Origin of the sequence: Streptomyces sp. 2131.1 (assembly GCF_900105515.1) — a bacterium.
GTDB lineage: Bacteria > Actinomycetota > Actinomycetes > Streptomycetales > Streptomycetaceae > Streptomyces > Streptomyces drozdowiczii.
This window is the reverse complement of the sequence record NZ_FNSY01000001.1, coordinates 4,146,769-4,160,632: the sequence shown is the minus strand read 5'-3', so window position 1 is coordinate 4,160,632 and position 13,864 is coordinate 4,146,769. Positions and strand designations below refer to the sequence as shown.

Below are 13,864 nucleotides of genomic sequence, written 5' to 3'. Positions count from 1 at the left end.
GCGAGTCGTGGGATGGGGGTGGGCGGGAGGGGTGGGGCGGGGGGGGGAAGCCCCAAGGGGCGTGAAGGGTCTTCGGCGGTACCTTGGCCGCCCCGCCCCCACCCGAAGGAGCCCCCATGACCCGTCAGGACGCTCTCACCGACGTTCGCGGGCTGCGTGTCGGTCATGCCCGGGTTCCCGGGAAGGGCGCGCTCAGCGGTACCACCGTGGTGCTCGGGCCCGAGGGCGGGGTTGTCGCGGCCGTCGATGTGCGGGGCGGTGGTCCGGGGACGCGGGAGACGGACGCGCTGGATCCGCGCAATCTGGTGCAGCGCATCGACGCGGTCGTCCTCACCGGTGGCAGCGCGTTCGGGCTCGACGCGGCGTCAGGCGTGATGGCGTGGCTGGAGGAGCGGGGGCGCGGGGTGCGGGTGGGCGCCGGTCCGGCCCAGGTGGTCCCCGTGGTCCCGGCGGCCTGCGTGTTCGACCTGGGCAGGGGCGGCGACTGGCGAGCCAGGCCGGACGCGGCGACGGGCCGGGCAGCCGTGGAGGACGCGGCCCGGTCGGCGGAGGGTGCCGCGGTCGCCGAGGGGTGCGTCGGCGCGGGTACGGGCGCGGTCGCCGGGCGGCTCAAGGGCGGGGTGGGGTCGGCGAGCGTGCTGCTGCCGTCCGGGGTCACCGTGGGGGCGCTGGTCGTGGTCAACGCGGCGGGTTCGGTGCTCGACCCCCGTACAGGGGTGCTGTTCGGGGAGTACGGCGGCGGGGAGCCGGCCGTCGCCCCGCCGGCCTCGGTCCACGAGGCGGCGCAACGGCGCCTGGCGCAGGTGCGCGAGGCGAACGCGCGCCCCCCGCTCAACACCACGCTCGCGGTCGTCGCGACCGACGCCGGCCTCACCCGCGCGCAGGCGCAGAAGCTCGCGGGCACGGCGCACGACGGGCTGGCGCGCGCCATCCGGCCCGTGCACCTGATGACCGACGGGGACACCGTGTTCGCGCTCGCCACCGGCCGGGAGGCTCTGGACGCGGAGGACCCGTTCGCGTTCAACCCGCTGCTCGCGGCGGGCGCGGAGGCCGTGGCCCGGGCCATCGTGAAGGCGGTCCGGGCGGCCACGGGCGTGGAGGGCCGTGACGGCGGCGGCACCTTCCCCTCGTACGGCGACCTCTACGGGCCGCCGTCGCACACCGGGAACGGACGGGGCGGGGAAACCGACTCGCCCCCCGCGTAGGGAAGTTCGGGCGGCGTGCGCGGAACCTTCCGCGCGCCCCGTGCGTTTTTCTGAACCCCGGTCCCGATGTCAGCCCCAGGGGCTACGTTATGCACGCATCGAGTCACACGCGGCGACGGCCTGGAGACAGCACCTTGAGCGATCCGTACGAGACGACCGAGCAGCACCTTGAGCGAATCCTGCGTCGGGCTCTCAACTCGTTCGACCTGCCCGACAGCACGGTGGAGCGGCTGGGCTCCGCCCTGGCCCACAGCAGCACCCTGCATTCCTCGCACCACAGCGCCACCCTGCACCGCGAGACGTACCGCCATACGTATCTGCTGAGCGACGGCTCCGCGGCGACGCTGTGGGAGCTGGTGCACGGCGGTCCGCGCGGGGCCGGTCATCCGGACACCCGGCAGCACGAGCTGTACGACGACGAGGCCGACGCGCACATCGCCGCCGCCCGGCTGACCGGCAGCCTGTGGGATGTTCCGGAGTTCGGGGACGAGGAGGGGGCGCAGGCCGACCTGGAGCTGATGTCGGCCCTGCTGGCGGCGCCCCCTGCCCCGCTCCCCCGGACGTACGCGCCGGACAACTCCGCGGACCACGCCCGCCGCGTGCTGCGCCGTGCGGAGAACGGCGACGTGCCCGGTGAGGAGACCGCCCGTCTGCTGCGGGCCGCCTTCGCCCACCACATCACGCAGGTCTTCGGGCGTCAGTGCCGGGTGGAGGGCCGGGACGCCGGCTTCACGCTGTACGAGCACGCGTTCCTGCTCCTCGACGGCAGCGAGACGAGCCTGTGGGAGGTCGAGCACACGGCGACGCCGGACGGCCGCCACATGTGCGAGGTGTACGGGGACGAGGAGACGGCGCGCGGCGCGATGGAGTCCCGTACGCGCATCTGCTGACCCGGCCCCACGCATGCCGGTGCCCGCGTCCCCCGTGGGGATGCGGGCACCGTGACTCTGCCGCGTACGCCGTCCGGTCAGTGCGTGAGCACCGGCTCCTCGGCGGGCTCGACCGTGGCGGGCTCGTCCGCCCCGGCGCCCTCCACGTGCTGCTTCGGCCTGGCCGGCAGGGCGAACATGACCACGAAGATCAGGGCCAGCACACCGGCCACCCACCACAGCGACTGCTCGAAGGCGTCCGCGAACGCCGGGCCGACCTGCTGCGGGGTGAGGCGGTCGCCGATCGCCCCGTAGAAGACGACCGAGACGAGGCCGAGGCCGAGCGCGTTGCCCATCTGCTGCACTGTGTTGAACAGGCCGGAGGCGGAGCCGGAGTGCTCCCTGGGCACCTCGGACAGCACCGCGTCGGCCAGCGGCGCGACGATCAGGCCCATGCCGACGCCCATGACCACCAGCGGCAGCGCCATCTGCCAGGACGTGATGTCCATGCCGTAGTGGTGCGACTCCCAGATGTAGAGCAGCAGGCCGGCCGCCATGAGGAGCGCGCCCGTCTGGAGGACCTTGCGGCCGAAGCGGGGCACGAGCTTCTGTACGGAGAGGCCGGCGGCCACCGAGACGGAGACGGAGAACGGGATTCCGGTCGTGCCGGCCCGCAGCGCGCTCCAGCCGAGGCCCATCTGCATGTACAGGGTCCAGACCAGGAAGAATATGCCGAGGCCGATGCCGAAGGTCAGCTGCACGGCGATGCCGGCGGCGAAACTCCTGACGCGGAACAGCGAGAGCTCGACCAGCGGCGACCCGTCCCGGCCTGCCTTGCCGCGCTCGAACAGGACGAGGACGAGGAAGACGAGGACGCTTCCGGCCATCGACAGGTGGCCCCACAGCGGCCAGCCCAGCTCGCGGCCCCGGGTCAGCGGGTAGATCAGCATCAGCATGCCGAGGGTCACGAGGACGACGCCGACCAGGTCGAGGCGCAGGGCCTTGGGCGACTTGGACTCGGTGATGAACTTGCGGCCGAGGACCAGGCCGAGGATGCCGACGGGCAGGTTGATCAGGAAGATGGGGCGCCATTCGAGACCGGCGATGTTCCACTCGGTCAGCAGCGCTCCCAGCAGGGGTCCGGAGACCGCGCCGAGGCCGACGATCGCGCCGAAGAGGCCGAAAACCTTGCCGCGCTCGTGGGCGGGGAAGGTGGCGTGGACGATCGAGAGCACCTGGGGCACCATCAGGGCCGCCGTCGCGCCCTGGAGGAAGCGGGAGGCGACGAGCATCTCCGGGTTGGCGGCGAATCCGCAGAGCGCGGAGGCGAGGGTGAAGCCTCCGATGCCGATGAGGAAGAGCCGCTTGCGGCCGTAGATGTCACCGAGCCGGCCGCCGGTGATGAGTCCGGCGGCGAAGGCCAGGGCGTAGCCGGCGACGATCCACTGGATCGAGCTGAACGAGGCGCCGGTGTCCCGCTCGATGCTGGGGATGGCGATGTTGACGATCGTGACGTCGACGAGGTCCATGAAGGCGGCGGTCATCACGATGGCCAGGGCGAACCAGCGGCGGCGGTCCGACGGAGCCCCCGCGGTGGATTCCGCGGGCGACGGCTGTGGTGCGGTGGAAGTCATAGGAAGAAATTAGAGGGGCATTAGGTCAGGTCATGACCCATTGAGGCCGCATGCTGGGTGACATGACCGACACTCCGGCACGTCTGCTGAATCTGTTGTCCCTGCTCCAGACGCCGCGCGAGTGGCCGGGCAGCGAGCTCGCGGATCGGCTCGCCGTCAGCCCGCGCACGATCCGCCGCGACATCGACCGGCTCCGTGACCTCGGCTATCCGGTCGAGGCGTCGCGCGGTTCGGTCGGCGGGTACCGGCTCGTGGCGGGCACCGCCATGCCGCCGCTGCTGCTGGACGACGAGGAGGCGGTGGCGATCGCGGTGGGGCTGCGGGCCGGGGCCGGCCATGCCATCGAGGGCGTGGACGAGGCGTCCGTACGGGCGCTGGCCAAGCTGGAGCAGGTGCTGCCGTCCCGGCTGCGGCACCGGGTTTCCACCCTTCAGAACGCAACGGTGCCGCTGGCCCGGGGCGACGGTTCGACGATCGACCCGCGGACGCTGACGGTGATGGCGTCGGCGGTGACCGGCCGGGAGCGGCTGCGGTTCGCGTACCGGGCGGGGGACGGCGCGGAGACGCGGCGGCAGGTCGAGCCGTACCGGCTGGTGAGCACGGGGTGGCGCTGGTATCTGGTGGCGTACGACCTGGAGCGGGAGGCGTGGCGGACGTTCCGGGTGGACCGGGTGAGCGAGCCGTTCGCGACGGGGGCCCGGTTCGCGCCGCGTGAGCTGCCGGAGGGGGACGCGGCGGAGTTCCTGACGAGTTCGATGGCGCGTCGGCAGCCGGAGTTCGAGGTGGATGTGAGCTTCGCGGCGCCGCCGGAGTTCGTGTCGTCGCGGCTGCACGGCCGGATGGGTTCGCTGGAGCCGGAGGGCGAGGGCGGTTGTCGGCTGCGTGCGGTGGTGCGGGACCAGTTGGAGTGGCTGGCGGTGCGGCTGGCGATGGCGGGCTGCGAGTTCGCCGTGCACGAGCCGCCGCAGCTGGTGGCGTACGTGGCGGAGCTGGGCGGCCGGCTCGGCCGCGCGGCGGGGGCGTGACGCCTGCCGGATCGTGACGCCTGCCGGGGGCGGCCGCGCGGAGGAAGCCGCGTGAGGGAAGCCGTCTAAAAGAATGAGCCCCGGCGCCAGGGGGGGGTGGGCGCCGGGACTCAGCTCAGGGGGGCCAGGTGAAGCGGCCCAATTCGGAGGTTACTGGACTCGAGCTCAGGCTGCAGCGTCAAAGCCCGTGTCGTGAGCCATTCGCTTCAATTCGAGGAGGGCGTGCTTCTCGATCTGGCGGATGCGCTCGCGGGTGAGGCCGTGTTCCTTGCCGACCTCGGTGAGCGTGCGCTCGCGGCCGTCCTCGATGCCGTACCGCATGCGGATGATCGACGCGGTCCGGTTGTCGAGCTTGCCGATCAGCTCCTCCAGCTCCTCGCTGCGCAGCAGGGTGAGGACCGACTGCTCGGGCGAGACGGCGGAGGTGTCTTCGAGGAGGTCACCGAACTGGGTGTCGCCCTCGTCGTCCACGGACATGTTGAGGCTGACCGGGTCGCGGGCCCAGTCGAGGACGTCGCCGACGCGGCCCGCGGTGGAGCCCAGCTCGGCGGCGATCTCGGCGTGCTCCGGGTCGCGTCCGTTCTCCCGGTTGAACTCGCGCTGCACCCGGCGGATGCGGCCCAGCTCCTCCACGAGGTGGACGGGGAGCCGGATCGTGCGCGACTGGTCCGCTATGGAGCGGGTGATCGCCTGGCGGATCCACCAGGTGGCGTACGTGGAGAACTTGAAGCCCTTGGCGTAGTCGAACTTCTCGACCGCGCGCACGAGGCCGGCGTTGCCCTCCTGTATCAGGTCGAGCAGGGGGAGTCCGGCCCGCGGGTAGCGGCGGGCGACGGCGACGACGAGACGGAGGTTGGAGCGGATGAAGACGTCCTTCGCGCGCTCGCCCTCGGCGACCAGCGCCTCCAGCTCCTCGCGCGAGGCGCCGCCCGCGTCGCTCTCGACCTGGCCGTCGAGGATCTGCCGGGCGTAGACGCCTGCCTCGACGGCCTGTGACAGGTCGACTTCCTTGGCGGCGTCGAGCAGCGGCGTACGGGCTATCTCGTCCAGGTACATGCCGACCAGGTCGCGATCGGCGATCTCTCCGCCCACGGCGCGAACACTGCTCGCCCGGTTGGTCCCGCCGGTGGCGGACGAACGACGGGCGACGGCACGGGTTGCCATGCGTGCTCCCTTGCTGAGTAGGTCGCGACACCCTCTCGGGTGCCCTGCATCCGATGGAAACAACGACTGGAATCCGGACAGAATTCCCATGCCTGGCATTGAATTTCGCGATCATGCAGTACCCTGTCCCGCCGCCGGGGCGGGCGCATGACGCTGCCGGGCACGTCCGTGCAGGTCGGAACGGGTGCCGAGGGCGATGCAGGGTCCCACTCGCACCCCTCGGCGGTGCTCCGCGGCGGCTCTGCTGCGCTAGTACCCAGGAAGACGTCCGATACGGGTTGCGAGTTCCCCGGTCCGGTGATCTCCGGGTCCTGGTCCCGGCCCCCCGCGGGCCCGGGACCGCAGTCCTAGTCCCCATGCCCCCGGCCCTTGGGACCACGGGCCGTTACCGGGCGCGCACCGAGTGCCTAGCGTCGCTGGCATGACCGAGACGACGCCCAGCACCCCGCCCACCGCCCCCACGGCCCCCGACGCCTCCGGCACGCTCGACGAGGCCCTGGAGCGGCTGCACTCCTCCGGCCCCGAGCGCGAGGGCTGGCTGTCCAATCACGCGCCGATGGCCGTGGAGGCACTGGTACGCAACGGCCGGGCGGACGCCGTGCACCGCTGGCTCGACCACTACCGGACGAAACTGGAGGACATGCCGGACCGTTTCGCCGAGGTGACCCCGGCGAACTGGCAGGAGGCCCTCGGCGACCCCCGCCGTATCGCCGACTGGGCGGTGTACTACGAGCGGGAGACGGCGGACCGGCCCTGGCGCGAGGTGCTCGCCGAGTGGTGGCCCCGGCTGCTCCCGGGCATCGCGGGCGGCGCCACGCACCCGGCGATCCGGCTCGGCCACAGCGTGCGCACCCTGCTGACGACCGAGGAGACCGGCCCCCGCGTCAGGGAGCTGGCCCACGCGCTGGGCTACTGGGCGGCCCGCCACCAGCCGCTGCCCTCGCTGACCCCGCTCGCCCCGGCCCGGACCGCGGGCGACGCGCTGGACGCCGTACCGCGGGTGCCGGACCAGAGCGGTGGCATCCGGGCCCGGCTGGCCCAGGTCACCGCGTTCCCGCAGTGGCCGGGCGCGGCCGCGACCGGTGCGGACGAGGCGCGGGACCGGCTGGAGGAGCTGGTGGCGGCGGCCACCCACCGCTACGCGGAGTACGGGCACGGTTCGCCGGTGATGCTGGTGCACGCGGCGACCGCGCCCAACGCCGTACTGCGGACGCTGCCGGCGCTGCCGCGCGAGCTGTGGGCGCCGAGCGTGGGGGCGGCGTGGGCGGCGAGCGCGGCGGTCACCGCCGCGTACTCCCCCGCCGGTCCCGCCGTGCTGCCGGCCGGGTACGGGGCGTCGCTCACGGCCGACGAGGTGTTCGCGCGGGCGGCGGCGCACGGCGACGACCACACCATCAAGTTCACGGACACCGCGCTGGACGTGGGCGACGCGCCGGCCCTGGCGGCGGCGCTGCGCTCGGTGGAGCTGAACCCGCCGGTGCTGTAGACGCCTCACCCGTAAAAGGCTCAGCCGTACTGCACCGAGCGCTTCGCGAGCCCCATCCAGAAGCCGTCGATCACGCTGCGCCCCTGGTCGAGCTCCTGCTCGGCGGCGCCGAGGGTGACGAAGAGAGGGGCGAAGTGCTCGGTGCGCGGGTGCGCGAGGCGGCCCGCCGGGGACTTGTGCTCGAAGTCCAGGAGCGCGTCGATGTCCTGCGCCTGGAGTGCGCGGTGGCCCCAGTCGTCGAACTCCGCCGACCAGCCGGGGGTGGAGCCGCCGGTGTGCCGCAGGGCGGCGAGGTTGTGCGTGAAGAAGCCGCTGCCGACGATCAGGACGCCCTCGTCGCGCAGCGGCGCCAGCTTGCGCCCGATGTCCATCAGCTTCTGCGGGTCGAGCGTGGGCAGGGAGATCTGGAGGACCGGGATGTCGGCCTCGGGGAACATCTCGACCAGCGGTACGTACGCGCCGTGGTCGAGGCCGCGGTCCGGGATGTCCTGGACCGGCGTACCGGCGCCGCGCAGCAGTTTGCGGACGCTCTCGGCGAGCCGCGGGGCGCCGGGGGCGGCGTAGCGCACCTGGTAGTAGTGCTCGGGGAAGCCCCAGAAGTCGTAGACCAGCGGGACCGTCTCGGTCGCGCCGAGTGCGAGCGGGGCCTCCTCCCAGTGGGCGGAGACCATGAGGACGGCGGTGGGGCGCGGGAGCTCCGCCGACCAGGCGGCCAGCTGGCCGGGCCAGACGGGGTCGTCGGCCAGGGGCGGCGCGCCGTGGGAGAGGTAGAGGGCGGGCATGCGCTCCGCGGTGATTGTCATGACACTCCCCATCTGCGGCTACTCAAGGTAAGTCTTCTGTAGGAGCCTTCGACAGGGAAGATTCTTTAATCTTCAAGCTCCTACCTTCGGAGACCTTAGCTCTATCTAGTTCAACTTTCAAGAAAAGGTCGTACAGTGGAGTACATGACCACGGCATCAACCGGTGCGCCGCTCTGGCTCACCGACGAAGAACAATGCGTCTGGCGTGCGTATCTGCACGCCACCACGCTCCTGGAGGATCACCTCGACCGCCAGTTGCAGGCCGATGCCGGCATGCCGCACATCTACTACGGCCTGCTCGTCCAGCTCTCCCAGGCACCCCGCCGCCAAATGCGGATGACCGAACTGGCCAAGGACGCCAAGATCACCCGCTCCCGCCTCTCGCACGCGGTGGCCCGGCTGGAGAAGAACGGCTGGGTGCGCCGCGAGGACTGCCCCTCCGACAAGCGCGGCCAGAACGCGGTCCTCACCGACGAGGGCTACGAGATGCTCCGCCGCTCCGCGCCCGGCCATGTGAAGGCCGTCCGCCAGGCGATGTTCGACCGCCTCACGCCCGAGCAGGTCCGCTCGCTGGGCGAGATCATGAAGATCCTCGCCGCCGGACTCCAGCCGGAGGGCGCGGACGCCGACCTCCCCTGGCTGCGCTGAGCCACCCGCCCGCGACGCACTTCTGCCCCGGTCCTCTCGTACGAGGGAACCGGGGCAGAGGCGTATCGGCGCTCCTGTGGATCAGTGGGCGACGACCGGGACCTTGAACTCGTCCTCGACCCCGTCCACCTCACCGGAGGCGGAACCGTCCGAGGTCCCCGCCTCCCCCGGACGGCCCGCGTTGATGAAGGTCAGCGCGATCGCGGCGGCGACCACCAGGATGCCGACCGCCCACCAGATGGCGCCGGTGAAGCCGTGCACCATCGACTGGAGCTTCAGCAGCTCGGGGTTCTTGGCACCGAGCGCGGCGTGCGAGGTGGCGTACGCCGTGGCGGCCGAGGCGGCGATCGTGTTCAGCAGGGCCGTACCGATCGCACCGCCCACCTGCTGCGAGGTGTTGACCATCGCGGAAGCGACACCCGCGTCACGCGGCTCGACCCCGTGCGTGGCCAGCGACATCGCCGGCATGAACGCCGTACCCATGCCCAGACCCAGCAGCAGCTGGCCCGGCAGGATGACCGCGGCGTACGAGGAGTCGATGCCCAGGCGCGTCAGCAGCAGCATGCCGACCGCGGCGGTCAGGAAGCCCGGACCCATCAGCTTGCGGGCCGGGACCCGCGTCATCAGCCGGGCACCGATCTGCGTGGACCCGGTGATCATGCCCGCGATCATCGGCATGAAGGCGAAGCCGGTCTTGATCGGCGAGTAGCCCTTGACGACCTGGAGGTAGTACGTGAGGAAGAGGAACAGGCCGAACATCGCGATGACGGCCAGGCCCAGCGACAGGTAGACGCCACCGCGGTTGCGGTCCATCACCACGCGCAGCGGGAGCAGCGGCGACTTGACCTTGGCCTCGGTCAGGACGAAGGCCAGCAGCAGGACGGCGGAGGCGACGAACGAGCCGACGGTCAGCGCGTCCGACCAGCCCGCGGACTCGGCGCGGGTGAACCCGTACACCAGCGAGACCAGACCCAGCGCGGACAGGACGACGCCGGGGATGTCGAGCGGGGAGCGGTTGCGGGTGCCGGCGGGCTCACGGATGACGAAGTACGCACCGGCCGCGGCGACGACCGCGAAGGGGATGTTGACGAAGAACGTCCAGCGCCAGTTCAGCGTCTGGGTGAGGAGACCGCCGAGGATCAGGCCGACGGCGCCCCCGCCACCGGCGATCGCCCCGTAGATGCCGAACGCCTTGGCGCGCTCCTTGGCGTCGGTGAACATCACCGCGAGCAGCGAGAGCGCGGCCGGGGCGAGCAGTGCGCCGAAGACGCCCTGGAGGGCGCGGGAGCCGAACAGCATCCCCTGGTTCTGCGCGGCGCCGCCGAGCGCGGAGGCCAGCGCGAAGCCGATGAGGCCGACGACGAAAGTGCGCTTGCGGCCCCAGAGGTCGGCTATACGCCCGCCGAAGAGCAGCAGACCGCCGAAGGCGAGGGCGTAGGCGGTGATGACCCACTGCTTGTTGGCGTCGGTGATGCCGAGCGCGGTCTGGGCGTGCGGCAGCGCGATGTTCACGATCGTGGCGTCGAGCACGACCATCAACTGAGCGAGCGCGATGAACGCCAGCGCTTTCCAGCGGCTGGGGTCGGGGAGTCGGAGATCAGCAGTTTTTGACATGGGAGTAGCCACCTAGGGGCGCGCGAGGGCGCAAGAGATCGCGAACCGTGCGTGCCGCCGGTCGCGGGCACGGCTGAGGGCAGGTCTGTGGAAAGGAGGGTCGTCGGGCTTCAGGTCAGGGAGAAGAAGAGGGAACGGCGGGCGCGGATCACGTCACGTCCGGCGCCGCAGGTCCTCCAAGGTCGCCGCCGTTCCGGGGAGTACGGACCGGGCCGGGGCCTCCAGTCCGTCCAGGAACAGCTGGATGTGGCGGTGGGTGAACCGGTCGATGTTCGGGCAGGCGATGCCCGGCAGCGGCCGGGTGAGCTGGGAGAGGGCGACCAGTACGTCACCGACGGCGATGTCGGTACGCAGGCGCCCGGCGGACATGGCGCGCGCGACGAGCCCTTCGACGGCCTCTTCGAGGCGCCGGCGCTCGGCGAGCAGTTCGGGGTGGTCCTTGTCGAAGCCGCCGGACAGCATGGGGCACAGGGCCCCGATGCGTTCGTCGGCCGCCGCGTGGACGAAGCGGGTGAGCGCGTCGAAGGGGTCCGCCTCCTCGGCGGCCGCCTCCTCGGCGCGGTCGGTGGTGCGTGAGGTGACGGCGAGCACGACCTCGTGGACGAGGGCGGCCCGGTCGGGGAAGTTCCGGTAGAGGGTGGCGTTGCCGACGCCGGCGCGGCGGGCGACCTCGTCGAGCGGCACGTCCGGCCCGAACTCGACGAACATCTCGCGCGCGGCCGTCACGATCCGCTCCCGGTTGCGCAGTGCGTCGGCCCTCGGCCGGGGCGTACGCGGCTGCGCGGGTGCGGTGGTGGCCACGGCAGTGCTCCTTCTCTTCCGGTTCTCGTCCCTCGCGGTTCCGGCCGGAGGACCAACCGGGGACCGCTTCCCCGTTTCGCGGGGACACGAGTTCAAACGGGGAAACCCTCCCCGGTTATTTCCCCGCACTTTGTGACCTGCGTCACGTACACCACTGTCCTCGAAAACCAACCGAACGGCGCACCCAGCGAGCGGCCCGCGATCACCCGGCAGAGGCTGACGGCAGAGCGCAGCCGGGGTCGGCCGGCTGCCGCGGACCGGAAGGCGCCTCGATGCAGCAGCCCCGCCGCCGGATACGCAGGCACCGCCGCCCGGTCGCACTCGGCGCCGCGACGGCCCTGGTCATCGCGGCCCTGGCGACGGCGAGCAGCACCCTGCCCCTGCAGAGCCCCGCGTCGGCCGGCCCCGCCGCGACGGCCCCGCCGGCGACCGGCCTCGGCCCCTGCCGGATCGCGTCCTCCATGGGCGTACAGATGTCGGAGGGCATGCCGACCCAGCCCGGCTACGCCCGCTCCACCGGCCGCGTCCGCGCCCTGAACCTCATGATCGACTTCCCGGACGCCCAGGGCACCGAGCCGGCCATGGACCGCCTGGCGGAATTCTTCCCGCAGACCACGGACTGGTTCCGGACGAGCTCGTACGGGCGGCTCACCTACATACCGGAGGCCCCGATCCACTCGTGGCTGCGGATGCCGCTGCCCTTCGAGGAGTACGGGATCGAGCGGGGCTCCCCGTACGAGCCCGGCTACCGCCACCTGGTCCAGGACATCGTGGCCGCCGCGGACCCGAGGGTGGACTTCGACGAGTACGACCTGGTCAACATCCTGGTCACCCCGAACGCCGGGCCCTCGGCGCTGGACACCGTGCTGTCGGTGACCTTCTCGGGCAACGACGAGGCCCCGCTCGCGGACGGGGTGCCACTGTCCAACACGTCCTTCGTCTACAGCCGCCAGGACGACGGCTCCGGCTCGTACGCCCGGACCGGCTACCGGGTCCTGCCCCACGAGAACGGCCACGTCTTCGGGCTGCCCGACCTCTACACGCTGGAGGGCGGCGGCTCCGTCGGGCACTGGGACATCATGTCCGAGGACTGGGGCGCCAACAACGACATGCTCGGCTGGCACAAGTGGAAGCTCGGCTGGCTGGACAACGACCAGGTCAGCTGCGCCGCCCGGCCCGGCACCACGGACCACGTCCTGGAACCCCTGGCCACCCGCGGCGGCCTGAAGCTGGCGTTCGTCCCCCTGACCGCGGAGTCCGGCTACGCGGTGGAGGTCCGCACCCAGGCGGGCAACGACGAGGCGGTCTGCCGCCCCGGCGTCCTCATCTACAAGGTCAGCTCCGACGTGGACACCGGCCAGGGCCCGGTCTCGGTCACCGACAGCACGGAGGACAGCCCCGGCTGCACCCGCCTCCCCAACGTCCACGCGGAACTCTCCGACGCCGCGTTCCAGCCGGGCGACACCTTCACGGACCGGGCCAACGGGATACGGATCTCGGTGCTGGAGAAGGACGAGAAGGGGGACTACCGGGTGCAGGTGACGCGACCCTAGGGGGTGTCCCAGGGCGCGGGCACCGGTCTCCGGTACCACCACCAGCCGGCGTGTCTGCCCCGAAGGCTCCCGTCCGGATCGTCCTCGGTGCCGGCGACGAAGATCGCGTCCAGCTCCCGAAGCACCTCTCCGAGCCGCGCGGCGACCACCGCGGGCAGCTCCCCCGCCCTTTCGGCGAGGGCATCCCGCGCCTCCAGCCGCTCCCGGTACAGATCGGCCGGATACCACCCGGAGGGCGCCCACCCGGACTCCATCTGCCGGATCACCCGCTCCCACACGACGAGGCTGCCGTCGAGCGGGAACTCCGTGACCGACGCCAGGAACGCGTCGGCCACGGGGGTCTCCGGCCGCTGCTCCCGTACGATCTCGGCGAACCGCTCCACGACCGCCCCGGGCAGTTCCGGCACGGGCGCCTCGACCGCGGTGACCGTGAACACCGGCGGCTCGTCGTCGGACGGTTCGAGCCGGGCCCGGGTGAGCATGCCCTCGGGCGTGACGGCCCAGTACGCGCTGGGCGGGGCCTCGTCCGCGGGAAACAGCACGGTGGTCCCGGCGGCCTTCGCCAAGACCGCGGCGACCTCGCTCTCGGCCGGCTGGTCGGCCACGAACTCCTGCGCGTAGACGTCGATCGAGAACGCCAGGTCCCCGCGCAGGCCGTGGTACGTACACAGGACGGCCGCCTCCCAGTCCCGCGACTCCTGATCCCCATCGGCATCGGCCACGTCGACGTCCTGCACGGCGACGCCCAGGACCCCGGCAAGCGCATTCGCCATAACAGCGGGCCCAACGGCACCAACGGTCAACAGGTCGTACGCCACGACCAGCTCCCCCTCACGCCCGACGCCTCTCCCCTACCAAGATCCCCGCACCCCCAACCCCCCGTACGCCGACCGAACCACCCGCTACACTGACGGCGGCGACCAAGCCCAGCCTTCGTAGCTCAGGGGATAGAGCACCGCTCTCCTAAAGCGGGTGTCGCAGGTTCGAATCCTGCCGGGGGCACAGAGAAACACCAGGTCAGAGGCCCTTCCGCCCGTCGGGCGGGAGGGCCTTCGTACTCGC

Annotated in this window: 12 protein-coding genes and 1 tRNA gene; 7 read left to right on the top strand and 6 right to left on the bottom strand. The window is 71.9% G+C overall.

The genetic code is table 11. The features are described 5' to 3' along the window. The first annotated feature begins 116 nt into the window (after nucleotides 1-116). Nucleotides 117-1,205, top strand: coding sequence for a P1 family peptidase (locus tag BLW14_RS18680; RefSeq protein ID WP_093708386.1), 1,089 nt, complete (start codon nucleotides 117-119; stop codon nucleotides 1,203-1,205). A gap of 134 nt (nucleotides 1,206-1,339) precedes the next feature. Then, on the top strand, nucleotides 1,340-2,095 hold the full coding sequence (locus BLW14_RS18675; RefSeq protein WP_093708385.1) for a DUF6227 family protein: 756 nt from the start codon (nucleotides 1,340-1,342) through the stop codon (nucleotides 2,093-2,095). A 77-nt stretch (nucleotides 2,096-2,172) separates the two neighbouring features. On the opposite strand, the gene BLW14_RS18670 is transcribed toward BLW14_RS18675, so the two are convergent. Next, a complete protein-coding gene (locus BLW14_RS18670) occupies nucleotides 2,173-3,708 on the bottom strand; it encodes an MFS transporter (protein ID WP_093708384.1) in 1,536 nt (511 codons plus the stop codon). Between the two features lie 62 nt (nucleotides 3,709-3,770). On the opposite strand from BLW14_RS18670, the gene BLW14_RS18665 reads away from it, so the two are divergent. After that, nucleotides 3,771-4,733, top strand: a complete 963-nt coding sequence (locus BLW14_RS18665; protein ID WP_093710778.1) for a helix-turn-helix transcriptional regulator — start codon at nucleotides 3,771-3,773, stop codon at nucleotides 4,731-4,733. Nucleotides 4,734-4,898: 165 nt separating this feature from the next. On the opposite strand, the gene BLW14_RS18660 is transcribed toward BLW14_RS18665, so the two are convergent. Further along, a complete protein-coding gene (locus tag BLW14_RS18660) occupies nucleotides 4,899-5,897 on the bottom strand; it encodes a sigma-70 family RNA polymerase sigma factor (RefSeq protein WP_093708383.1) in 999 nt (332 codons plus the stop codon). Between the two features lie 421 nt (nucleotides 5,898-6,318). Between BLW14_RS18660 and BLW14_RS18655 the strand changes: the two genes are divergently transcribed. After that, complete coding sequence (locus BLW14_RS18655; RefSeq protein WP_093708382.1) at nucleotides 6,319-7,383, top strand: questin oxidase family protein; 1,065 nt, start codon at nucleotides 6,319-6,321, stop codon at nucleotides 7,381-7,383. Between the two features lie 20 nt (nucleotides 7,384-7,403). Here the strand turns inward: BLW14_RS18655 and BLW14_RS18650 are convergent, their stop codons facing one another. Continuing rightward, on the bottom strand, nucleotides 7,404-8,186 hold the full coding sequence (locus BLW14_RS18650) for a dioxygenase family protein (protein WP_093708381.1): 783 nt from the start codon (nucleotides 8,184-8,186) through the stop codon (nucleotides 7,404-7,406). A gap of 135 nt (nucleotides 8,187-8,321) precedes the next feature. Here BLW14_RS18650 and BLW14_RS18645 point away from each other — a divergent pair, with 135 nt between their 5' ends. Then, entirely contained in the window at nucleotides 8,322-8,834 is a 513-nt protein-coding gene (locus tag BLW14_RS18645; protein ID WP_093708380.1) for a MarR family winged helix-turn-helix transcriptional regulator, read from the top strand. Nucleotides 8,835-8,915: 81 nt separating this feature from the next. Here BLW14_RS18645 and BLW14_RS18640 read toward each other — a convergent pair whose 3' ends face one another. Next, nucleotides 8,916-10,448 carry an MFS transporter gene (locus tag BLW14_RS18640; protein ID WP_093708379.1) on the bottom strand — a complete coding sequence of 511 codons (1,533 nt, stop codon included), beginning with the start codon at nucleotides 10,446-10,448 and terminating at the stop codon, nucleotides 8,916-8,918. A gap of 153 nt (nucleotides 10,449-10,601) precedes the next feature. Further along, nucleotides 10,602-11,249 (bottom strand): TetR/AcrR family transcriptional regulator, encoded by a 648-nt coding sequence (locus tag BLW14_RS18635; RefSeq protein WP_018104255.1) that lies wholly within the window; start codon nucleotides 11,247-11,249, stop codon nucleotides 10,602-10,604. A 272-nt stretch (nucleotides 11,250-11,521) separates the two neighbouring features. Between BLW14_RS18635 and BLW14_RS18630 the strand changes: the two genes are divergently transcribed. Next, a complete protein-coding gene (locus BLW14_RS18630) occupies nucleotides 11,522-12,802 on the top strand; it encodes a M6 family metalloprotease domain-containing protein (RefSeq protein ID WP_093708378.1) in 1,281 nt (426 codons plus the stop codon). Here the strand turns inward: BLW14_RS18630 and BLW14_RS18625 are convergent. Further along, entirely contained in the window at nucleotides 12,799-13,575 is a 777-nt protein-coding gene (locus tag BLW14_RS18625; protein ID WP_256332830.1) for a hypothetical protein, read from the bottom strand. The genes BLW14_RS18630 and BLW14_RS18625 overlap by 4 nt on opposite strands. A 156-nt stretch (nucleotides 13,576-13,731) precedes the next feature. On the opposite strand from BLW14_RS18625, the gene BLW14_RS18620 reads away from it, so the two are divergent. Further along, nucleotides 13,732-13,804: transfer RNA gene (locus BLW14_RS18620), tRNA-Arg, on the top strand. Nucleotides 13,805-13,864 lie beyond the last annotated feature (60 nt).

Bases quoted from the DNA above. Each gene is read 5' to 3' on its own strand.
- BLW14_RS18655 (WP_093708382.1), top strand. From the start codon at position 6,319: ATGACCGAGACGACGCCCAGCACCCCGCCCACCGCCCCCACGGCCCCC.
- BLW14_RS18650 (WP_093708381.1), bottom strand. From the start codon at position 8,186: ATGACAATCACCGCGGAGCGCATGCCCGCCCTCTACCTCTCCCACGGC.
- BLW14_RS18640 (WP_093708379.1), bottom strand. From the start codon at position 10,448: ATGTCAAAAACTGCTGATCTCCGACTCCCCGACCCCAGCCGCTGGAAA.
- BLW14_RS18625 (WP_256332830.1), bottom strand. From the start codon at position 13,575: ATGGCGAATGCGCTTGCCGGGGTCCTGGGCGTCGCCGTGCAGGACGTC.
- BLW14_RS18660 (WP_093708383.1), bottom strand. From the start codon at position 5,897: ATGGCAACCCGTGCCGTCGCCCGTCGTTCGTCCGCCACCGGCGGGACC.
- BLW14_RS18670 (WP_093708384.1), bottom strand. From the start codon at position 3,708: ATGACTTCCACCGCACCACAGCCGTCGCCCGCGGAATCCACCGCGGGG.
- BLW14_RS18630 (WP_093708378.1), top strand. From the start codon at position 11,522: ATGCAGCAGCCCCGCCGCCGGATACGCAGGCACCGCCGCCCGGTCGCA.
- BLW14_RS18680 (WP_093708386.1), top strand. From the start codon at position 117: ATGACCCGTCAGGACGCTCTCACCGACGTTCGCGGGCTGCGTGTCGGT.
- BLW14_RS18665 (WP_093710778.1), top strand. From the start codon at position 3,771: ATGACCGACACTCCGGCACGTCTGCTGAATCTGTTGTCCCTGCTCCAG.